Here is a 21,597-nt window from a genome sequence, read left to right as displayed (position 1 = left end):
GGCCGATGCGATTCATCTCCGCATTCGTCCCCCTGTTCGTCCTCGCTGTGCTGGCCTTCCTGTTCGGCGTTGCTGTGGTGGACCGCGCTGCCAACCGGACCCGGGTCGCGCGCGGCGGTGTCCCCCCCACGACACTGCCGGTGGTCGATCTGCACAGCGACGCGCTCCTGTGGAACCGTCCCCTGCTGGAACGCTCCCGCCGCGGCCACGTGGATCTGCCGCGGCTACGTGACGGGGGCGTGGTCATTCAGGTCTTCTCCGCCACCAACGCGTTCCCCCTCGGCGCCAACTACCGGCGCACGCCGCAGGGCCCGGACCTGGTCACCCTGGTGGCCGTGTGCAACCGCTGGCCCGAGGCCGCATGGCGCTCCCCGGTGGAGCGCGCCCTCGCCCAGGCGGAGACGTTCCACCGCACCGCACTGGCGTCCGGTGGCCGGCTGGTCCCCGTGCTGCGCGCATCAGACGTGCAAATGATCCGTGAGGAAAGAATGTCGGGGACAACCGGCGGGGTTCTTCTCGTCGAGGGCCTGCACGGCCTCCACGGCGATCTCTTCGCCATCGACCGGCTCTTTGCCGCCGGTTTCCGCGTCTTCGGACTGGTGCACATGACCGATACCGCGCTGGCCGGTTCCGCGCACGGCTGGCACAAGGGAGGACTCACCACGCTGGGGCGGCGCGCGGTGGCGCGCATCGATTCCCTGGGCGGCATCGTGGACCTCGCCCACGCATCATCCGCGACCATCGGCGATGTGCTCGCAGGCGGTGTCCGCCGGGTGATGGTTTCGCACGCCGGTGTGGACGGCACCTGCCCGGGCAACCGCAACCTCTCCGATGACGAACTGCGCGGCATTGCGGCCGCGGGTGGAATCGTGGGAATCGGCTTCTGGGATGGGGCGGTGTGTGGTGACGACGCGGCGGCCGTCGCCCGCGCCATCCGTCACGCGGCGGACGTGGCGGGTGTCGATCACGTGGCACTCGGTTCCGACTTTGACGGCGCCGTCGCCATGCCCTTCGACGCGTCCGGCGTTCAGCGCCTGGTTCCCGCGCTGGAAGCGGCCGGCTTCAGTGACGGTGAGATTGGTTCGATCCTCGGCGGAAACGCCCTGCGCTTCCTCGCGGAGTCGCTGCCCCGCGGCTAATCGCGCGCGGCGGCGGGCTTCACACCCTCGGCCCAGAAGGTGCAGTACCAGAAGGCGGCGCCGCGTTGGACGCGCCACGCGTCGTAGTCGCAAAGGCCGGTGTCGAAGGCCTCCTCGCTGATTCCACACGCGCGGATCGCCTCGCGCGCGCCGGTCACGATGGCCCGGCAGTTATCCACGATGATATCCCAGTCCTCCCCACCCTGACACGCGCCGAAGAAGGGCCAGTCGCAGCGCACGGGGTTCGCGCCCGCGCGCGCCAGCAGTTCGGGAAGCCGCCGGCCGATGCGCGGATCGCGCCCGCCGGCCTGGTAGCTGCGCATATACGCGCGCCAGATCTCCTCGAACGCCGGAACCGCGGGATACAGTCGCAGCAGATCGTGGTCGTCGTCCTCGAGCACGACGCGTCCCCCGGGACGGGCCGCGCGCACCATGGCGTCCACCACGCGCTGCGGTTGCGGGAGATGCTCCAGGAGAAAGCGCGTGTGAACCACGTCGAAGGTGCCCCACTCGTCGTCGCGCAGCGGAAGTGCCATTGCGTCCCCCTGGCGGATCTCGGCGGCGCTGGCCGCGCTCCCCGCCTGGCGCACGCCCTCGGCAATCTGCTCCGCGCTGCGTTCCACGCCGGTCACCACACCCCCGGCCGCGGCGATGGCGCGCGTCAACTGCCCCATGCCGCACCCCACGTCGAGCACGCGTTCGCCACGGGTGATGCGCAGGCGTTCCAGCGACTGGCGGTTGATGAGTTCGTTGAGACGCGAAAGACGGCGCTGCTCGTCGGGCGCCGTACCGTGGATGTATTCGTCGCGGCCGCGGGTCACGGTCAGCCCTTGAACATGGCCTTGAGCACGTAGCCGGCAAGCGCCGGGTTCTTGCGCAGGCGCCGCACCGAATAGGCGTACCAGTGCGGGCCGTACGGTACCGCCACCCGCAAGCGGTGTCCGCGCGCGCGAATCTGGGTGCGCAGCGGCTCCAGCACCCCGAGCAGCATCTGGAATTCATAGGCGTTGCGCTGAATGCCCATGCGATCGATGAGCCGCTCGGACTCGAATACCAGGCGTTCGTCGTGGGTGGCGATGGCGGTGTAGCACCCCGCACCCAGCAACTCCTCCACCAGCACCATGAAATTGCGGCTGATCAGTTCCGGATCGGTGAAGGCGATGGCGTAGGGCTCGACGTAGATCCCCTTGCACACCCGCACGTTTGCCTTCACCGCGGCCAGCGCGCGCACGTCGTCGAGGCTGCGGCGCATGCGCGACTGGATCACGACGCCGACGTTGTCGAACTCGCCGCGCACCGCGTGGTACACCTTCAGCGTGCCGTCGGTGCAGGGGGAGTCCTCCATGTCGAGGCGCACGAACAGGCCCAGTGGCTTCGCGAACCCCAGCACCGCGCGCACGTTCTGAACGCAGAGATCGTGGTCGATAGTCAGCCCCAGGTGGGTGGGTTTGACGTGGATGTAGGCGTCCACCTGGTGCTCGCTCAGGCTCTTCAGGAGGCCCTGATACTCGCGCACCGCCTCGTCCGCCTCCTCACGCCGCGAGACGAACTCACCGAGGATCGCGGCGGCCACCATGTAGCCGTCCGCGTTCATCTCCCTGGACACGCGCAACAGGTCGTCGATGGTCTCACCCGCGATGTACGGATCCGCCACCCTGCGGACGATGGGTCTGGGGACGAGCGGCAGCGAGGATGCAACGACACGGTCGACAATGCTCATGGTGTAAGACGCTTCCTTCCAGGTGATAAGATTGATGCGCAATTATACGTGCCCGGGGCCCCGCGCCGGAAGTCCGGGTTGCGGACGCTACGGGAGCGAATCGCTCCGCCACAACGCCATGCTCTGCCCCACTTCCAGAATCCTCAGCCGTTCCCCCATCGCGCGCCGCATCATGTCCTCGTCGCGCGGACGGTTGTTGCCCCCGAAGATCCAGTACGGGTACGTCCCCCAGTGCATTGGCACCACCACCCGCGCCTGCGTGGCCCACGCCGCGCGCAGCGCGTCGGCGCCGACCAGGTGGCCGTTGACGTTGATCAGGAGAACGTCGGGGTCGTACGTCCAGCCCACCTCCGCAAAGCCGGAGAAGTAGTTGGAATCGCCGGTGTAGAAGATGGTTCCGGCAGGGGTTTCGATCACATACCCCAGCGCGCGCCCGTCGGTGGCGGCGCGCACGCCCCAGCGGCTGCCCATGTGCTGCATGGCGATGGCGGTGATGGTGCCGCCTGCAAACAGGTAGACCTCGCCCGCGCGCATCACGTGCACCTCGTGTCCCGCGTCCTCGAGGTACTTTGCGGATGGTTCCGGACACAGGATCACCGCCGCATCCGGGAAGGTGCGCAACGAGGGCGGATCCAGGTGGTCGGGGTGGGCGTGCGATATCAGGATAACGCGGGCACCTGCGTACGACGACGGCGGCGGCACGGGGCCGCGGTGGTGGCGCGAGATCAGCGTGGAACGAAACACCGGGTCGGTGACCACGCCCACGCCCTCGATGTCGATATAGCTGCAGGCGTGGCCCCAGAAGGTGATGGTGTTGCGCTCCGGGGGCGGAAAGACCCCGCCGTCGGTGCGCGCGAGCCCGCTGCAACCCGCCGCCAGCAGGCACACCGCCGCAACCACGGCGCCAAAGGAGTGCTGCCGCAAGGAGCGTCTCAAGCCGGGCACGGGAATGGGGTGGCGCTGGGGTCAGTCATGTTTGTGCGCGTGGCGGCAGGGCCTACTTTAGGGAGACGGCCGCGCAGGCGCAAGAAATTCCACCCGCCACGCGGCCTGCGTGCTACCGTTGGATGGGTACGGCCGTCGCCCCGGGCCGTCCGGACCGATGAGAGCCATCCCGACACGATCCCACCCCCCCACCCTGGCGGCGATCCTCCTCCTGCTGACGTTCGCCTGCGCCGACGACGGCATGCATCCGGACCCGCTCCCGGCACCCGGCGATACGGCCTTCTACCCGCTGGACGTCGGCACCACCTGGACCTACGACGCGCAACGCATGGTCCGCTACATCGCCGAGGACGGCAGCGACGCCCTGCCACCCGTCGATCAGAGCGCGACGGTGGTGCGCGAAATCGTGGCCGATGAGTTGATCGACGGCACGGTATGGGCGCTGGAGGAGGAGCGCTTCATGCTCTCCGGAGCGCCCGACACGACGTATTCCTGGCGGCGCTACCGCCAGGACGCCAGCGGCCTCTACCGGGCCGATCTCCCCGTGCGGCTGCCGCCGGGCGCGGCCGCCGGCCTGGACAGCGTCACCGCCGCGCGCAGGCTGGCCTATCCCCTCTCGCCGGGCGCGTCCTGGCTCCTGCACGACGGGAACCCGGCCGAGGACGCGACGGTGGCCTTCCTGGACACCCTGACGACGCCCGGCAGGACCGAGACCGCCTTTGCCGTGGTCTATCAGCTGGAGGGTGACAACCCTCCGGATAGACGTCTCTTCTGGTACTCGGAGCGTGGCCTCGTCGCCAGCGAGGTCTACCGGGAGGTGGTGGCGATCGACGCCGGAACCGGCAAGAAGATCGTCATCCAGAACACCGAGACGAACGCCCTGCGCGAAGCGACGTTCCCGTCGATCCGGCCGGGGTACTCCCAAAAGCCACCCGGCGCGGCCGCTGGACCGAAGCGCGCCCCGCTTCCGTCCGACGGTGATCGCGCCGGGAGTCACTTCACCGCGACCCCGGGGGCCGTGGCTCGCTAAGCGTGAGTGAGCCTTGATTGTACCAGACCGGGCCCAGCGCGGACACTTCCAACATGATCCGCCCCAACGAGTTAACTTGATACTTGAAGGTTGCTTCGAGAGCCCCGGGCGCGCAGCCGGCGCGTTGCGCTTTCGTCACATTCCCCTTCGGCAGTAACACGACGCCTTGATGGTGATGTCGGATCGCGACCACGCCGTCTTGAAGCGTGAATCCACCTGCGCGGCTTCGTCCGCTTTGCCCGTCATGCGCAGGCACTCGGCGAGGCCGTACAGCGCCCATCCGTTGTTCGGGTGGATGGCCAGGTCCGCCCGGTAGACTGCTTCGGCCTCTTCATAATGCGCCTGTTCGACTAGCAGCGCGCCCAGCGAGTGCGACACCGGCATCATCCAGCCCCACGGCTCGTCGTACTTGAGCGCCACGTCCCGCGCCACCGCGGTGCGCAGCAGTTCAAAGGCGCGCTCAACGTTCCCCCTGCGGTACTCGAGCTCTCCCTCGGCCATGGGCAGCCCCACATCCAGTACGGTGAGTGCCGTGTTGTTGCCGATCAGCCGGCTCTCCGGCACCGCCGCCACCGCCTTCTGGAAGGCCGCGAATTCGCGCGTCCCTTCCTCGACACGGCCCAGGGCCGCGTACGCCACCGTGCGCCCGTAGTGCCAGAAGGCCACGGTGACCACGAGATCCTCCGGCGGTGCCGGCTCCGACAGCAGTTCGTTCCACATGCCGAAGCGCACCAGCACGTGCGTGGGCACGGCCATGAACCCGTCGAGGAAGTCCGGATACGCGCGCACCACCTCCAGCGGAATCTGTTCAATCATCTCGCGCGCCGCCGCCACCGCAATGTCGCGTTGGCCGTCGAACATGGCGGCGTAGGCGAGGAAGTGAAAGTTGTGTGCGCGGTACAGCGTGTAGAAACCACCCTGCGCCGCCCACGACCGGTCCACCTCGATGGCCTTCTGGTTGGCGGTCATGGCGTCCTGATAATGGCCAAGGCGGATGTCGATGTGCCCGGGCATGTGCACCAGGTGGCCGGCGCCGGGGACGCGGTCGCGCAGCACGTTGGCCGACGGCAGCGCCTTCTCCGGCATCGGCGACGCCTCCATGGTGTGGATGTAGAGGTGGTTGGCCATGGGGTGGGTCGGGTTCATGGCCAGCACTGCTTCCAGGATCGCCATGATCTCCAGCGTCTCCGGGCGTGGCTCGCCGTCCATCGACCACAGGTCCCACGGGTAGAGGTTCATGACCGCGTCTGCGCACAGCGCGCCCACGTCGGCGTCCTGCGGGAACGCCTCCCAGACATCCTGCATGGCCTTTGCGTAAGCCACGTCGAGCGCACGGCGGTCTTCCGGCTGCGGCCAGGCGTAGCGGGTGGCGATGGCACGGATGAGCGCCTGCTCCACCGGTGAGGCGGTGGCAATCAACGCGAGCGCCCGCTGCGCGGACGCGTACGCGGCCTGCGCGGCGGCGTCATCCATGTGCGGGTTGTTGATGTTGGGGCCGGCGGAAATTGCCTGTCCCCACCACGCCATGGCGAGCGTGGGGTCCAGTTCGCCGGCGTACGCGAAGCACGCGATGGCGGCCTCGTGGTTGAAACCGTAGTGGAGCACCACCCCCTGGTCGAAGTAGCGCTGCGCCTCCTTCGACTGCGTGGACACGGAACGGCCGTACACATCCAGATCGGCGCGGAGCACCGGCGCATCCGCGGCGCGGGTGGGCGCGGACGCAAACGTGCACACGGCCGCGAGGAAGATCAAACACAACGTGCGGCGCATTGCAGAGACCTCCTTGGTCAGTGTTGAGAGAGACCCATGGGAACAAGAAAGAAATGGTGGCCCCGAGACGATTCGAACGTCCGACACGCGGTTTAGGAAACCGCTGCTCTATCCATCTGAGCTACGGGGCCACCGGATCCGGATGCATCGCGCCCGGCGGGCGCTAATCGTAACGGATCATCGCATAAACGGGAACCCCGTCGATGCGGCTCCGCCCACCGAGAAAGGCGAGCTCCACCAGGAAGGCCAGCTCGACCACGCTTCCGCCCGTCTTCTCGATCAGCTTGATCGCGGCGACCGCGGTTCCCCCGGTGGCCAGCAGGTCGTCCACCACCAGCACCTTCTCGCCGGGACGCACCGCGTCGGTGTGGATCTCGAGCGTCTCGGTACCGTACTCCAGGTCGAAGGTCTCTGCCACGGTGGTGTGCGGCAGTTTGCCGAACTTGCGTAGCGGTACGAAGCCCGCTCCGAGGCGTGTCGCCAGCGGTGCGCCGAAGATGAACCCGCGCGACTCCATGGCCGCCACGCGGTCGATGCCCATGGGCCGGTACCGCGCCACCAGCGCGTCCACGATGCCGCCGAACAGCGCCGGGTCGTTCAGCACCGGGGTGATGTCCTTGAACAGAATGCCCGGCTTGGGAAAGTCCGGCACGTCGCGGATGGCGGCGCGAATGCGTTCGATCATCTCCGTCTCCATGGATGCTAGTTGTCCGCGGCGCGGCGCTTGCCCGAGAGCACCAGGTTTAGCTTCTGCAGGGCGCGCTTCTCGATCTGACGCACGCGCTCGCGTGAGACACCCACCTGCCGCCCCGCCTCGCCCAGCGTCTTGGGTTCGCCGTCATCCAGGCCAAAGCGCAGCGTCAGCACTTCCTGTTCGCGCGCGTTGAGGCAACGGTCGAAGAGGTTGGACATCTCCTCGTTCTCCAGTTGCATGGTGACCATCGATTCCGGCGAGCCGTGCCCGCGGTTCTGCGGGTCCGCGGCCAGGCGTTGCAACGCGTCGGCGCTCGCCCCCGGGTCCGCGTCGCGGATGCCGACGATCAGCGTGCGCACCAGCTTCACCCGCCGCACGCTCACGTCCAGCGCCTCGGACATCGCCTCGTCGTCGGTCGGCTTGCCGTCCTTGCGCAGTGCCTCCTCCGCGCGGATGTAGCGGTTGATCAGGTGGTAGATGTGCACCGGGATGCGGATGGCGCGCGACTGGCTCGCGATACCGCGCTTGATCGACTGCTTGATCCAGTACGAGGCGTAGGTGCTGAAACGAAAACCCTTGCGATAGTCGAACTTTGCCGCGGCGCGGATCAATCCCAGGTTGCCGTCCTCGATGAGGTCCAGCAGCGTCTGGCTGCCGCGCGAGTAGCGCTTGGCGATGGTGACCACCAGGCGCAGGTTACAGATGACCAGGCGGCGCTTGGCCTCCTCGTCGCCCTCGGCAAGGCGGCGGCCCAGCTCGATCTCCTCTTCGGGAGTGAGCAATGGGTAGCGGCCGATCTCCGCGAGGTACCGCGCCTGGATGTCGTAAGACGGCTCGGCGCGCTCGTCGTCGAACGGTGCCGGATTCACGCGTTCGTCGCTCATGGGTGGGAAGAAGAAATGGTCGGGGCGAGAGGATTTGAACCTCCGACCTCCTGCTCCCGAAGCAGGCGCGCTAACCGGGCTGCGCTACGCCCCGACACGTTGCCGGTGGCCGCCCGGGGCGCTCCCGGGTCAACCTAAGTGGGGCCATACTAACACGTTTTGTGGGTGAATCAATACAATACTTCCCCGTCTCACGGAGCCGCCGGGGCGTGCACCCCGACGAAGCTGATGGCCCCGTTCACCACGAGGGTCACGATGGTCCCCGCGATCAGAATGCCGGCGGCAATGGCCGGAATCGCCAGGCGCGGGCGCACGCCAAAGACGAACGCCGCCGCCGCGCCTGTCCAGGCGCCGGTCATGGGCAGTGGAATGGCCACGAAGAGGCACACCCCGACGGCCTCGAAGCGCTCTATCATCTTCCCCTTGCGGCGCGTCCGCTCGAAGAGCCAGGTGAAGAAGCGATCGAAGGCGGGCCAGCGCCGCGTCCACTCCGAAACGGGCCCGATGAGCAGGAGAATGGGAATGACCGGCACGAAGTTGCCGATCACCGAGATCACGAACGCCTCCTGCCAGGACATCCCCCCCACCGTCATCGCATAGGGAATCGCGCCCCGCAGCTCCGAGACGGGCAGCATGGCCAGGACGAAGGTGGTGAGGACGTGCGGGGACCCGGAGAGCGTCGCGAGGAGTTTATCCACGCGCCTCCCCTTCGACGGCGGACCGCTCCCGCATGCTGCCCGACGGTGCGCGGGCGCTGCGCACCAGCGGCACGAACGAGCACTCGATGAGGCGCTCCACCGAGAAGCGGGTGCCTTCGCGCGTCAGGCGCACGATTTCCTGGGTGCCGTCGCCGCGGGCCACCGGGCCCAGCAGGAATCCCCCGTCGGCCAGCTGCGCAAGCAGGGCCTTGGGCACGCTGGCCGCGGCGGCGGTCAGCAGCACGCGGTCGAAGGGTGCGGCATCGGGCCAGCCGTCGGCGCCGTCACCCACGCGGATGTGTGCGTTCTGGAACAGCAGGTCGCGCAGTGCAAACGAGGCGCGCTCGGCCAGGTCGGGGACGCGTTCGACGCTGTACACGTCGGCGCACAGGCTGGCGAGCACCGCGCAGTGGTAACCGGAACCGGTGCCCACCTCGAGCACGCGTTCCTCGCCTTCCAGGCGGAGATTCTCGGTGAGGTAGGCCACCATGTAGGGCTGTGACATCGTCTGCTGGAAGCCGATGGGGTAGGAGTGGTTGGCGTAGGCCTCGCTGCCCGCGTCCTTGTCGATGAACAGGTGCCGCGGCACGCGCAGCATCGCCTCCAGCACGCGCGGGTCGCGGATCCCACGGCCATAGACGTGCTCCCTCACCATACGTTCCCGGGCGATTCGATACTGGCGCCACCTCATAGCTCGAACCTCCAGCGTTCCATCTCCACGATGGCCTTGTAGTGGGTGAGATCGAGGTGCAGCGGTGTTATGGACACGAACCCCATTCGCACCGCTGCGATATCCGTCCCGTCATCCGCCCGCCACACCGGGTCGCGGCCGCCGATGGTGTACTGCGTCTTGAGTTCGGCCGTGATCGGTTCGATGAAGTTTTCGTAGTGCCGCGAGCCCAGCTTGGTGAAACGCAGCCCCTTCACCGGGGACTTCTCCGGGTTGGGGATGTTCACGTTGAGCAGCGCTCCGGCCGGGACCCCGTACTCGAGCGCGCGCTCCACCACGCGCCGCGCCACCCGGCCATTGACGTCCTCGTCCTCGACGCTGCGCTGCAGCGCCGAGATGGCCACCGACGGCACGCCCAGAATGGTGCCCTCGAACGCCACCGCCACGGTTCCGCTGTAGGTCACGTCCTCGCCCATGTTGGGGCCGTGATTGATGCCCGAGACGATGAGATCCGGCGGGCGGTCCAGGATCACCTGCAGCGCGAGCACCACGCAATCGGTGGGCGTGCCGACGACGCGGTAGTGATGATCGTCCACCCGCTTGACATCGATGGGCCGCCGGATGGTGAGCGAATGGCTGCTCGCGCTCTGCTCACTGTCCGGCGCCACCACGAACACGTCTCCCAGTGGCTGCAGCGCACGCTCCAGCACCTGGATGCCGCGCGCGTCAAAACCGTCGTCGTTCGAAATGAGGATTCGCTTGTGCATCGTGACATCGGCCGTACCCCGGGCGGCCGTGCTCGATTCTCGTCTTCGGAGACCGCAGTCTACCAGAACACCGACTTGACGACCATCCGCAAAAACCGTCCCGTGTCGATAAACGGATTGATGAAACTCTTCTCCGCCCCGTAGATGGTCTGCACCGGCACCGAGGCAATCTTGCCCCCGGCGCGGCCGGCGCGGATGATCATTTCCGACTCGATCTCGTAGCGCGAGGTGGTGAGCGGGATGCGGGCGAAGAGCGCCAGGCGGATGAGGCGGTAGCCGTTCTGGGAATCCGGCACCTTCTGTCCCGCGAGGGCCGACACCACCGCGCTGGTCACGTGGTTGGTGACCAGGCGCAGCCAGGGCATGTTGCCGGTATCCACCAGCCGGTTCCCCACCACCATGTCGGCGCCGGTCTCGCGCGCCCGGGCCACGAAGGCGGGAATCTGGTCGGGGTTGTGCTGCCCGTCGGCGTCGAGCAGGATGGCGTAGGTCACGCCCAGCGTGGCGGCACGCGCAATACCGCTGCGAATGGCCGCGCCCTTGCCGCGGTTCTGCGGGTGCACCTCCACCACCACGCCCGCGCGCTGTGCCACCGCGCGGGTGTCGTCGGAAGAGCCGTCATCGACCACCACGATGCGTCCGCGCGGCACGTAGCGCGACACCGTGTCGATCACGGCGGCGAGATGCGCGCCCGCGTTGTAGGCCGGGATGATGGCGGCGAGGTCGTCGAGGGGTGCGGCGCTATCCACTGCTTTCCGTTCGCTCCAGCGGGATGAAGTGGAACCACTGATCGGTGTAGTCGCGAATGATCCGCTCCAGATCGCGCAGACACCGCTCCTGCAGGCGTTCGAGCTTCTCGAACTCGTCTTCGTTGTCCTCGGGGAGGTGTGTGCCGCCGTGAACGTACTTGAAGCGGTCACGCCCGTCAAACACAAGCGCGCCCGTGATCACCGGTGCGTTGCATCGCGCCGACAGCACCAGGTGCCCCAGGGGAAACTCGCTCTCCACCCCGAAAATGGCAAAGCGCTTCTTGGCCTTCCCGTAGGATCGGTCCACCAGCAGTGCGACGGATTCCCCGCGGTCCATCGCCTCCTTGAGGGTCATGAACGACTCACCCATGGGGTGCGCGTGGATACCCAGGTACTCGCGGCGTGCGCTGTAGAAGTCGGTCACCTGCCGCGTGGGGTGGTCCAGCGCCACGGTGTGCACCGCATGCCCCATGCGCGCCAGGCAGTAGCCCCCCAACTCCCACGGCCCCACGTGCGCGGACGCCACGATGAAGGGCCGGTCGCCCCCGAGCCGGTCGATCTCCGCGCGCAGCGCGCTCACGTCGCAACGGGCGAACAGCGCGTCCGGATCCAGGAACGGCATCTGCAGGAAGAGGCGGATGCTCTGCGCGAAGTGGTGCACGGTGCGCCGCCCCGCCCGCCGGCGCTGGGCCGCCGTCCATTCCGGGTGGATGATGCGGAAATTCTCGTCCAGCAGGCGCCGCGTCCGGGGACGAAGCAGCCAGTTGGCCTCACCCAGCGTCCAGGCGATGGCCCGGCTGATGGCGTCGGGCAGGAAACGCGCGAAGAACGCGCCCAGATGGTAAGGAATGGCCTGGATCATGGGTCCGTGACGGAAGGAGCCCCACCACATTACCCGCCCCGGGCCGGGGGAACAAGCACCCGTTCTTGACGGGCCGCCACCGGCCCCCTAGAATAGATGGCACGGACCCTGCTGGTCCCAACCGAGGTAATGCATTCGATCCGAATATCCACCGCGTGACATTCTCCCCCACCGCCCAGGGAACGGCCGCTCCGGCGCGCGACCGCACCGCTGAACTCGATTCCATACTGTCCCGGCGCATCATGGTGCTCGACGGTGCCATGGGTACCATGGTGCAGAGCTATGGCCTGGACGAGGCCGCCTTCCGCGGCGCTCGTTTCCGCGATCATCATAGCGACCTCAAGGGCGACAACGACATCCTGTGCCTGACCCAGCCGGCCATCGTGGCCGAGATCCACCGCCGCTTCCTCGAGGCCGGTGCGGACATCCTCACCACCAACACCTTCAACGCCACGCCGGTCTCACAGCACGAGTACGGGCTGTCGCACCTCGCCTACGAGATCTCCCGCGAGGCGGCGCGCGTTGCGCGCATCGAGGCGGACGCCTTCACCGCGCGCGACCCGTCCCGGCCGCGCTTCGTGGCGGGGTCGCTGCCGCCCACCAACCGCACGCTGTCGATATCGCCCGAGGTCAACGACCCCGGCTTTCGCAATGTGACCTTCGACGAGATGCGCGCCGGATACCGCGAGAACGCGCGGGGCCTGATAGACGGCGGCGCCGACATCCTGCTGGTCGAAACCGTCTTCGACACGCTCAACGCCAAGGCGGCGCTGTTCGCCATCGCGGAAGAGTTCGAGGCGCGCGGGATGCGCCTGCCGGTCATCTGTTCGGGCACCGTCACCGACCTGAGCGGGCGCACACTCTCCGGACAGACACCGGAGGCGTTCTACGCGTCGGTTTCGCACATCCCGCTCTTGGCGGTGGGCCTGAACTGCGCGCTGGGCAGCACGCAGATGAAACCGTTCCTGGCCGCGCTCTCCTCAATTTCGCGCTTCCCGGTGAGCGTGTATCCCAACGCGGGGCTGCCCAACGCCTTCGGCGGCTACGACGAGTCCCCCGAGGCCATGGCCGCCGCCATCCGCGACATGGCCGACGACGGCCTCGCCAACCTGGTCGGCTCGTGCTGCGGCTCGACCCCGGCACACACGCGCGCCATCGTGGAGGCGGTGCACGGTCTCCCGCCACGCAGGCTCCCGGAGAGCCGCGGCTACACCATTCTCTCGGGGCTCGAGGCCATCCAGATCCGCCCGGACTCGAATTTCATCAATGTGGGCGAACGCACCAACGTCACCGGCTCGGCGCGCTTCCGCAAGCTCATCCAGTCCGACGACTACGAGGCGGCGCTGGGGGTGGCGCGCCAGCAGGTGGAGGACGGCGCCCAGATCATCGACGTGAACATGGACGAGGGCATGCTCGACTCGGTGGGTGCGATGCGGCGCTTTCTCAACCTGATTGCCACCGAACCAGATATCGCGCGCGTCCCCATCATGATCGACAGTTCGAAGTTCGAGGTCATCGAGGCCGGTCTGCAGTGCGCCCAGGGCAAGTGCGTGGTCAATTCCATCTCGCTCAAGGAAGGCGAGGACGCCTTCCTCGACCACGCGCGGCGTGTGCGCCGCTACGGCGCCGCGGTGATCGTGATGGCCTTCGACGAACAGGGCCAGGCGGACACGGTGGCGCGCAAGGTGGACATCTGCGACCGTTCCTTCCGCCTGCTCACGGAGAGGATCGGCTTCCCGCCCGAGGACATCATCTTCGACCCCAACGTGTTCGCCATCGCCACCGGCATCGAGGAGCACAACGCCTACGCGCTCGACTTCATCGAGGCCTGCCGCGAACTGAAGCAGCGCTTCCCGCGCTCGCACGTGAGCGGCGGGGTGAGCAACGTGTCGTTCTCATTTCGCGGAAACGAACCGGTGCGCCAGGCCATCCACGCGGTGTTCCTGTACCACGCCATCCGCGCCGGCATGGACATGGGCATCGTCAACGCCGGCCAGCTCATGGTCTACGGGGACATCCCGGCCGATCTCCTCGCGCGCGTGGAGGACGTGGTGCTCAACCGCCGCGCGGACGCCACCGAGCGCCTGCTGGAGGTGGCGGAGTCCATGCGGGCGGGCGGCGCGAAGAAGGCGGCGACGGACGTGGCGTGGCGCGCGTTGCCGGTGCGCGAGCGCATCGAGCACGCGCTGGTGCACGGGCTGGACGCGCACATCGTGGACGACGTCGAACTGGCGCGCCAGGAGGCCGAGCGCCCCATCCACGTCATCGAGGGGCCGCTCATGGACGGCATGAACGTGGTGGGCGACCTGTTCGGGTCCGGCAAGATGTTCCTGCCTCAGGTGGTCAAGAGCGCGCGCGTCATGAAGAAGGCGGTGGCGCACCTGGTGCCGTTCATCGAAGCGGAGCAGTCCGCCGCGGGCGCTGTGCGCGCCCGGGGCAAGATCGTGCTGGCCACGGTGAAGGGCGACGTGCACGACATCGGCAAGAACATCGTGGGCGTGGTGCTGCGCTGCAACAACTACGATGTCGTAGATCTCGGAGTGATGGTTTCCTTCCAGACCATCCTCGACACCGCGAAGAGCGAGAACGCGGACGTCATCGGGCTGTCGGGGTTGATTACGCCTTCGCTGGACGAGATGGTCACGGTGGCGCGCGAAATGAAACGCCAGGGCTTCACCACCCCGCTCCTGATCGGCGGCGCCACCACCTCGGTGGCGCACACCGCGGTAAAGATCGACCCCGAGTACGATCACGGGGTGGTGCACGTGCTGGACGCGTCGCGCGCGGTGGGTGTGGTGAATCAGCTGCTGGGCGATGATACCCGCGCGCCTTTTGAGTCGCGCACGCGCGACGAGTACCGGACCATCCGCGTTGCGCGCGAGTCCTCGCAGGGCGAGGCGCGCCTGCTCCCCCTCGAGGATGCGCGCGGACGGCGCGAGCGGCTGGACACCGCGCAGGCCGCACCGGTGCCGACCTTCCTGGGCACGCGCATCTTCGATGACTATCCGCTGGCGGAACTGGTGGAGCGCATCGACTGGACGCCGTTCTTCCAGACCTGGGAATTGCGCGGGCGCTATCCGGCCATTCTCGACGACGAGGTGGTGGGCGAGCAGGCGCGCTCGCTCTTCGACGACGCCCGCCTCATGCTGAACGATTTCGTGCGCGAACAAAGTCTGAAAACGCGCGCCGTGATCGGCTTCTTCCCCGCCGCCAGCCGCGGCGACGACGTGGTGCTGGACGTGAACGGCACGCCGCGCACGCTACACTTCCTGCGCCAGCAGGCGGCCAAGACCGACTCGCGCCCCAACTTCTGCCTGGCGGACTTCGTGGCGCCGCAGGGTTCGGCAACGCCCGACCACGTGGGCGCGTTCATCGTCACCGCGGGTATCGGCCTCGACGAGATCGTGGCGCGCTACGAGCGGGAGCACGACGACTACCGCGCCATTCTGGCCAAGGCGCTCGCGGATCGTCTCGCGGAAGCGCTGGCCGAGCGCATGCACGAGCGGGTGCGCCGCGAGTTCTGGGGCTACGCGCCCGACGAGTCGCTCTCCAACAACGACATCATCCGCGAGGGTTACCGCGGCATCCGTCCCGCGCCGGGCTACCCCGCCTGCCCCGACCACACCGAGAAACGCACGCTGTTCGACCTTCTCGACGGCGAGCGCGCGGCCGGCGTCACCCTGACCGAGTCGTTCGCCATGTGGCCGGCCGCCTCGGTGAGCGGCTGGTACTTTGCGCATCCGGATGCGCACTACTTCGGTGTCGGCCGCATCGGCAAGGACCAGGTGGAGGACTACGCGCGCAGGAAGGGCATCACCCTGGCCGAAGCGGAGCGCTGGCTCGGTTCCAGCCTCGCCTACCGCACCTGATTCCGCGCTTCACACCCACCCGCAACGGGTGTACAATTCTTCCAGCCGACCGAGCGCCGCGCAACCAGCCGACCTGGAGGTGTGCCATGAAAAAGACAGCATGGCTCCTGGTGGCCGCTCTTCTACTGCCCGCGGCGGCTCTCGCGCGCAGGCCGTCTCCACCACCCCTTCCAACCCGATCCAGCGCTCCACCGCTGGCACCCTACACCAGCGACCGTTCACCCGATCTGCCGCCCTTCCGGCCCGCAGCGGCGTCCACCACCTACCTGTATACCGCCACCTTCGACGGTCCGGGCGGATGTACCTCGCAGGGCTGGACCGCCGTCGACATGACCGCCCAGACCGGCGAGTACTTCCACGTGGACGACTATGCGGGGCTGTTTTTCGGGCCGCTTGCCGGCAGCAAGTCGCTGTGGTGCGGTGCGCGTCCCGCGTCGACGGGGCCACTCTGCTCGTACCAGACGCTCCCCGGCTACGGAAACAACTGGGTCCAGGCCTGGTGCACGAAGACGTGCATCCCCGTGAGCGGCGATCTCGATGTGTCCTTCCAGATGCGCCTCGACACCGAGCCGTCCTACGACGCGGTGCTCCTCCACTACACCACCGACTGCAACAACGACGCGGGGTGGGTGCACCTGGATGGCGGCATCCAGGTGTGGGACGGCACTGAGAGCCTGTCCATCAACCAGGCCTATGACGTGGGTGGCGCGTCGAGTGTGCGCGTGCGCCTGAGCTTCTGGTCGGACGGCGCCTGGTCCGACGAGGACGGCCTGTGGGACACCGAGGGTGCCGTGCACATCGACAGCCTGGACGTTGAGGGCCTCGCACTGGAGGACTTCGAGGACGAGGCGGTGGGCGCCACATCGTCCGATGACTGGATCTCCTGCAATTCCGCCTACGGGCTGTTCGCCAGCCTGGTAAGTGGCGCCGGCGTCCTGCAGAACCAGGGCGACGGCTGCACGCTCGACGTGAGCTGCATGTGGGCGTTCTTCGTGGGGTCCACGTCCGACTACAGTTGCGCGGGGTTCCCGTCGCAGAAGACCATTCCCTATGTCAACGCGGCCGGTCAGTACTTCCACAACGAGATCTGGTCGCCGCCCATCGATCTGTCTCAATCCGGCAGTACGCTGATCCTCGAATACCTGCAGTACAACGACTTCCCCGGTGAGGCGCTGGTGTTTCCCACCTGGTCGGTGCGTCCCATCGTGGAGGGATGTCCGCGGCCCTGGATCGATCCCATTGTGTATTTCTATTACCCGAGCGGGTGGACGCGTCAGATTGAGTTCATTGCGCCCTTCGTCAATACCGGCACCGCCACCGAGATGCAGGTCTCACTGGGTGCGGTCGACATGTGCCGGGTGTGGTGCGGCACCTTTGGCTCGGGCCAGTGCCACTCGCACGCGCCGCTCTACGACAACGTCAAGGTGTACCGCGTGGACAGCAACGGCCCGCAGTGGAGTATTCGCGACATCGACCAGTTCCAGGATGCTTTCGAGGAGATCGTGGGACCCGGCGCCGGGCGCGCGCGCGCCGACATGGCCAACGACATCGCGCCCGGCAACCACGTGAACAGCATCATCCCCGGCGACTCCTCGGTGGTGACGGTGTATGACCTGACCCACGGCATGGGGCTCGATGCGGGAGCGGGCGGCCCGGCGGTGTACTGCTACGTCTCGGTGTTTCCGCAGGGGCAATCCGCCAAGGTCGGCGCGGGCCTCACGCAGAACAGCACGCGCTGGCCGGTGGTGGGTTCATGGACGGACGGCAAGGGGACGCCATGGACATGCGTGCGCCTGGACTCCTGCCGCGTGAATGGTGACCCGGCGCCCGACCGCTACTGCGTCGATCTCAACGACAACCTCTTCGAGTCCGGCGACACGATATTCTTCTTCTACTCGGCAAAGAATGCCATCGGCCAGGAGACGGTGGCGTTCGGCTCCAACCTGGCGCTCGCCAGCGATGACCGCAACCAGGCGGCGGCGGACCCCTCCGAGTTCACCATTCTCCCCGCCGGCGGGGTGGCGAACGGCGGCGACATCCTCTACGTGGACGGAATGGACGGCCGCGGCGCGCAACCCTACTGGGAGACCGCGTTCGCCGCCATGCACATCGGCCGGCAGATCGACCGCTACGACATCCGCGGGCCCACCTCGCAGGTATCCAACCGGCCGGCCGGGCGCGTGAGAGACATTTCCCAGCTGGTTCCCTCCTACCGGATCATCCTGTGGGATTGCGGTGATCTCCCGACCACACTCGGCGACGGAAGCGGTTTCCCGGAGAAGACCAACGACTACCGGTTGATCAATTTGTTCCTCGCCAATCTAACGCCCAACGGCGGGATGTACCTGTGCGGCGACGATGTCCCATCGCAGCTTTCCGGCTACAGCGGTGGCGATGCGATGACGTTCCGTGGCACTTACCTGCCCTTCAACCTCACCACCGGCAACCACTGGCCGTCCTATGGCATCTCGCCCGTGGGAAGCGCGGTGGCGGGCGCGTGGGGTGGCGGCGGCGCCAGCGACCCCACATTCGTCATCCACGGTAGCTGTCCGCTCCTGAACGACTTCGACGTGATGGCGCCCCAGGGCACCACCGTGAACGAAATTACCTATGGTGCCGGCACCGCCGCGTCGGCCAACGGCGCCCTGCTGCGCAATATCGTGGGCAATGCCCGCGTGACGATGAGCGGCTTCAGCTTCATCTACGTGCGCGACGACGACAACGACGGGGTCTCCGACCGGGCGGACCTGCTCTACGACATCCTCAGCCAGTTCGGAGCGGTGGGCGCTCCCACGCCGGCCAGCGGTGCTCCCCGGGTCACGCGCCTGGATGCGAACGTCCCCAACCCTTTCAACCCGCAGACCAGCATTGCGTTTTCGCTGGCGCAACGCGGGGCGACGACGCTGGCGGTCTACGACGTGGCCGGCCGCCTCGTGCGTACACTGCTGGACGAGACGCGCGAGGCCGGCGCGCACACCGTCACCTGGGACGGACGCGCCCAGAGCGGCGCGCGCGTTGCGAGCGGCGTGTATTTCTACAAGCTCGTTACGGGCGGCGTCGCCCGGACGCGCAAGATGGTTCTCCTCAAGTAACCACCACCCGCAACGACTCGGCACAGAAAGCCGCGGATGCATTCAAACGTCTGCGGCTTTCCTTTTTTGCATCGCACTATTAACTTTCCTTCGCGCACGGGAATGGAACAGGGGCGCAGGTTTCGCCGTACACCTCACAACGGGCGAAACCAGACAGTAAACAAGCGTATACATGCCGGTGGGCGCCCGACTACACACGGCAACGACGCGACACGATGGAGTGAGGACGTGAACCGGTACCATGTGTTCTTCCTGGCAGCACTGATCCTGCTGCCGGCGTGCGCATCGCAGAACCTCGAAGGCGACCTGCTGGAGAACCAGCCGCCGCAGGTGTGGCTCTCGGCCGCACCCCCGGAGGGATCCACCAGCAAGTACACCGTCCATCTATACTGGGGTGGCTGGGATCCGGACGGCGAGATATCCCACTACGAGTACCTCGTGACCGACAACGAGACCGGCGTCTTCGTCCCCGCCGACACGGTGGGGGCGGACTGGAGCCGCGTGCTGTCCAACGACTCCACCTTCACCTTCACGGCCGACATCCTGGCCGACACCAATACCACCGATCAGGTAACGGTCTTTACCCGCTCCCACACCTTCTTTGTGCGTGCGGTGGACGAGTTCGGCAAGCGTTCTTTGCAGCCGGCATACCGGTCGTTCACCTCGCGCACGCTTTCCCCGTCGGTGTCGGTGTTGATTCCGGTCCGCAACCAGCTCAACCCGGCCGACTTTCCGCCCATCGCCACCTTCAAGTGGAAGGCCACGGACTATATTGACGACCGCATGACCTCGCAGGAACCGGAGTCCGTGCAGTACGCGCTTACCAGCACCGCTCCGTTCGGGGGCGACTTCAGCAGGACCATCGACTACATGGGTTCCGTCGCGGGGGCAAAGGAATGGCGGCCGTGGGTGTACTACAAGGCGCGCGGCGACAGTGGCACCACCTGGACCACCCCGCCGCAGGAGTTCGGCACCTACGTGTTCGCGGTGCGCGCCAAGGACGAAGCCGGCGCGGTTACCCCGGTGCTCGATGAGATCTCCAACGTGCGCCGCGTCCGCGTGTCGCGACGCAGCACCGGTCCCCTGTTCGTGGTGCGCAACGCGTACATGGGCCAGGTCATCACCAGTTCGTGCAGCAGCCCCATCACCATCCTCGACCTCCCGGCCGGCATTCCCATCGAGTTCGCCCTGAGCGCCCGGGCCGATCACTACGGGGGCACGGTCTCCGGCTACCGGTACGGATGGGACATCGTGGACCTGAACGACCCCGAGCAATGGGAGATCGACTTCACCCCGTTTGTGGCCAGCGAGGCCAAGACGACATCGCGCCGCTTCTTCTTTGGAACGCACACCCTTACCACCGAGGTGATCGACAACTCGGGTTTCTGCAGCCGGGTGGAGGTGAAGGTGAACATCGTCCAGTTCACCCTGGAGCACAACCTGCTCATCGTGGATGACTTCAAGGCGGACGAGAGCGTGCAGGCCGGGTGGAAGAACGCGCTGGGCAAGGGTTCGCTGCCCAACGACGCCGAGCACGATGCGTTCTGGCTGGACATGGCGTCCAACGTGGCCGGGTTCGATCCGCAGCGCGACGTCCTGGTTACCTCTCCGGGGGGATCGATTCCGCTCAGTGTGATCGCGCGTTACAAGTCCATCATCTGGAGCGCCTACGGCGACGTGGGCACGCCCAACGGCGGCACCTTCCCGCAGCTCTACGCGTTCATCCAGCACCGCGCCAAGAACCCGCAGAGCACGTCCACCAGTGGCAAGGTAACGCCCAACCTGATCGCCCTGGCGATGGCGGCGGGAAGCCACGTGCTCATCACCGGCGCGCAGCCGGTGCAGAACGTCGTCAACCGACAGTTCGCGTCCAACGTGCGCTACCCGTTGATCTTCAAATACGACCTCGAGGGCTCGCAGACGGCCGAACCCGACCCGGCCGCGCCCGTGGGCGACGAGTCGTTCGCCTACCGCGAACTGTGCCTGGAAACCATCGACTTCGCACTCACCAGCAACCAGCGCCGCCGCGGCAACGACCGCTACTGCTCGGTCACCGCCGTCCGCCGCCCCAACAACCTCTCGCTGCGCGACGACACCATGCGCGAGGCCATTCCCCTCGACCCGGCGTTCCCGCCGCTGACCCTGCGCGTGGAGGCCGCCGCGCCGGGCGCCTTCTTCGAGGAGTCCTTGCGCGGTCTCGATGTGGAGGTCTACAACCCGCAGTACTTCGGCGAGCGCTGCAACTTCGTGCCACGAAACCCGCGCACCTGTTTCCAGCCCATCTACGGGGTGGGCTGCAAGGACACCGGCGAGGCCACCTACGCGCAGCCCGCCGCCTTCTGGACCAGCGTCTTCGCAGACCGGGTGGCCGACGTTCCCGGGGCGGTGGCGGCACGCAGTGCGGTGTTCGGGTTCGCGCCGGTCTTCTTCGACCCGGTCAAGGTGAAACCCGCCATCGAGCACATCATGTTCGACGAGTGGCAGCTGCCGCAGAAGGTGTCTGCATTAAGCGCCCGGGCTTCTGAGTAACGCGGCGGCTTGTGCGCGTGGCTACATGCTAAAAAACGGGGCCCTTTTGGGCCCCGTTTTTCGTGAGAGATGGTCGGGGCGACTGGATTTGAACCAGCGACCACTTGCACCCCATGCAAGTGCGCTACCGGACTGCGCCACGCCCCGACCGAAAGAGTACAGTAGATTAACAGAAGGAA

16 protein-coding genes and 3 tRNA genes are annotated in these 21,597 nt (G+C 67.1%); 5 read left to right on the top strand and 14 right to left on the bottom strand.

The window, feature by feature from the left end; genetic code table 11:
• The coding region (locus OEX18_07925; GenBank protein MDH4337191.1) for a membrane dipeptidase at positions 1–1,139 on the top strand (1,139 nt) is incomplete at its 5' end.
• Here the strand turns inward: OEX18_07925 and OEX18_07920 are convergent.
• The 3 genes from OEX18_07920 to OEX18_07910 form a co-directional block, all read right to left on the bottom strand.
• Positions 1,136–1,960 carry a methyltransferase domain-containing protein gene (locus OEX18_07920; protein ID MDH4337190.1) on the bottom strand — a complete coding sequence of 275 codons (825 nt, stop codon included), beginning with the start codon at positions 1,958–1,960 and terminating at the stop codon, positions 1,136–1,138. The genes OEX18_07925 and OEX18_07920 overlap by 4 nt on opposite strands.
• 2 nt (positions 1,961–1,962) lie before the next feature.
• Positions 1,963–2,859 (bottom strand): proline dehydrogenase family protein, encoded by an 897-nt coding sequence (locus OEX18_07915; protein ID MDH4337189.1) that lies wholly within the window; start codon positions 2,857–2,859, stop codon positions 1,963–1,965.
• 87 nt (positions 2,860–2,946) lie between these two features.
• Entirely contained in the window at positions 2,947–3,783 is an 837-nt protein-coding gene (locus OEX18_07910; protein MDH4337188.1) for an MBL fold metallo-hydrolase, read from the bottom strand.
• 178 nt (positions 3,784–3,961) lie between these two features.
• On the opposite strand from OEX18_07910, the gene OEX18_07905 reads away from it, so the two are divergent.
• Positions 3,962–4,834, top strand: coding sequence for a hypothetical protein (locus tag OEX18_07905; protein MDH4337187.1), 873 nt, complete (start codon positions 3,962–3,964; stop codon positions 4,832–4,834).
• A 135-nt stretch (positions 4,835–4,969) separates the two neighbouring features.
• Here OEX18_07905 and OEX18_07900 read toward each other — a convergent pair whose 3' ends face one another.
• The 10 genes from OEX18_07900 to OEX18_07855 form a co-directional block, all read right to left on the bottom strand.
• Entirely contained in the window at positions 4,970–6,604 is a 1,635-nt protein-coding gene (locus OEX18_07900; protein ID MDH4337186.1) for a tetratricopeptide repeat protein, read from the bottom strand.
• Between the two features lie 54 nt (positions 6,605–6,658).
• Positions 6,659–6,735 (bottom strand) — tRNA-Arg (locus OEX18_07895).
• A gap of 32 nt (positions 6,736–6,767) precedes the next feature.
• Positions 6,768–7,289: an adenine phosphoribosyltransferase gene (locus tag OEX18_07890; GenBank protein MDH4337185.1), complete on the bottom strand. Its 522-nt coding sequence runs from the start codon at positions 7,287–7,289 to the stop codon at positions 6,768–6,770.
• 17 nt (positions 7,290–7,306) lie between these two features.
• The gene (locus OEX18_07885) at positions 7,307–8,167 is read right to left on the bottom strand and encodes an RNA polymerase sigma factor RpoD/SigA (GenBank protein ID MDH4337184.1); all 861 of its coding nucleotides are present in this window, start codon (positions 8,165–8,167) and stop codon (positions 7,307–7,309) included.
• A 31-nt stretch (positions 8,168–8,198) separates the two neighbouring features.
• Positions 8,199–8,276: transfer RNA gene (locus tag OEX18_07880), tRNA-Pro, on the bottom strand.
• 97 nt (positions 8,277–8,373) lie between these two features.
• Positions 8,374–8,880 (bottom strand): small multi-drug export protein, encoded by a 507-nt coding sequence (locus OEX18_07875; GenBank protein ID MDH4337183.1) that lies wholly within the window; start codon positions 8,878–8,880, stop codon positions 8,374–8,376.
• Positions 8,873–9,571: a protein-L-isoaspartate(D-aspartate) O-methyltransferase gene (locus OEX18_07870; protein ID MDH4337182.1), complete on the bottom strand. Its 699-nt coding sequence runs from the start codon at positions 9,569–9,571 to the stop codon at positions 8,873–8,875. The genes OEX18_07875 and OEX18_07870 overlap by 8 nt, the downstream gene beginning before the upstream one ends.
• Positions 9,568–10,317, bottom strand: coding sequence for a 5'/3'-nucleotidase SurE (surE, locus tag OEX18_07865; GenBank protein MDH4337181.1), 750 nt, complete (start codon positions 10,315–10,317; stop codon positions 9,568–9,570). Before surE ends, OEX18_07870 begins: the two co-directional genes overlap by 4 nt.
• 59 nt (positions 10,318–10,376) lie before the next feature.
• Positions 10,377–11,066 (bottom strand): glycosyltransferase family 2 protein, encoded by a 690-nt coding sequence (locus OEX18_07860; GenBank protein MDH4337180.1) that lies wholly within the window; start codon positions 11,064–11,066, stop codon positions 10,377–10,379.
• Positions 11,059–11,958, bottom strand: a complete 900-nt coding sequence (locus OEX18_07855; protein MDH4337179.1) for a lysophospholipid acyltransferase family protein — start codon at positions 11,956–11,958, stop codon at positions 11,059–11,061. The genes OEX18_07860 and OEX18_07855 overlap by 8 nt, the downstream gene beginning before the upstream one ends.
• A gap of 125 nt (positions 11,959–12,083) precedes the next feature.
• Here OEX18_07855 and metH point away from each other — a divergent pair, with 125 nt between their 5' ends.
• From metH to OEX18_07840, 3 genes are all read left to right on the top strand, one after another.
• Complete coding sequence (metH, locus tag OEX18_07850) at positions 12,084–15,797, top strand: methionine synthase (GenBank protein ID MDH4337178.1); 3,714 nt, start codon at positions 12,084–12,086, stop codon at positions 15,795–15,797.
• A gap of 86 nt (positions 15,798–15,883) precedes the next feature.
• Positions 15,884–18,889, top strand: coding sequence for a T9SS type A sorting domain-containing protein (locus OEX18_07845; GenBank protein ID MDH4337177.1), 3,006 nt, complete (start codon positions 15,884–15,886; stop codon positions 18,887–18,889).
• Positions 18,890–19,117: 228 nt separating this feature from the next.
• Complete coding sequence (locus OEX18_07840; GenBank protein MDH4337176.1) at positions 19,118–21,418, top strand: hypothetical protein; 2,301 nt, start codon at positions 19,118–19,120, stop codon at positions 21,416–21,418.
• A gap of 70 nt (positions 21,419–21,488) precedes the next feature.
• Here the strand turns inward: OEX18_07840 and OEX18_07835 are convergent.
• Positions 21,489–21,565 (bottom strand) — tRNA-Pro (locus OEX18_07835).
• Positions 21,566–21,597: the final 32 nt, after the last annotated feature.

Source organism: Candidatus Krumholzibacteriia bacterium (assembly GCA_029865265.1).
Taxonomy (GTDB): Bacteria; Krumholzibacteriota; Krumholzibacteriia; order WVZY01; family JAKEHA01; genus JAKEHA01.
Note: the sequence above shows the minus strand (reverse complement) of the source record. Positions and strands in the feature narration are given on the sequence as shown.

Bases quoted from the DNA above. Each gene is read 5' to 3' on its own strand.
- OEX18_07915 (MDH4337189.1), bottom strand. From the start codon at position 2,859: ATGAGCATTGTCGACCGTGTCGTTGCATCCTCGCTGCCGCTCGTCCCC.
- OEX18_07905 (MDH4337187.1), top strand. From the start codon at position 3,962: ATGAGAGCCATCCCGACACGATCCCACCCCCCCACCCTGGCGGCGATC.
- OEX18_07900 (MDH4337186.1), bottom strand. From the start codon at position 6,604: ATGCGCCGCACGTTGTGTTTGATCTTCCTCGCGGCCGTGTGCACGTTT.
- OEX18_07890 (MDH4337185.1), bottom strand. From the start codon at position 7,289: ATGATCGAACGCATTCGCGCCGCCATCCGCGACGTGCCGGACTTTCCC.
- OEX18_07870 (MDH4337182.1), bottom strand. From the start codon at position 9,571: ATGAGGTGGCGCCAGTATCGAATCGCCCGGGAACGTATGGTGAGGGAG.
- surE (MDH4337181.1), bottom strand. From the start codon at position 10,317: ATGCACAAGCGAATCCTCATTTCGAACGACGACGGTTTTGACGCGCGC.
- OEX18_07855 (MDH4337179.1), bottom strand. From the start codon at position 11,958: ATGTGGTGGGGCTCCTTCCGTCACGGACCCATGATCCAGGCCATTCCT.
- OEX18_07845 (MDH4337177.1), top strand. From the start codon at position 15,884: ATGAAAAAGACAGCATGGCTCCTGGTGGCCGCTCTTCTACTGCCCGCG.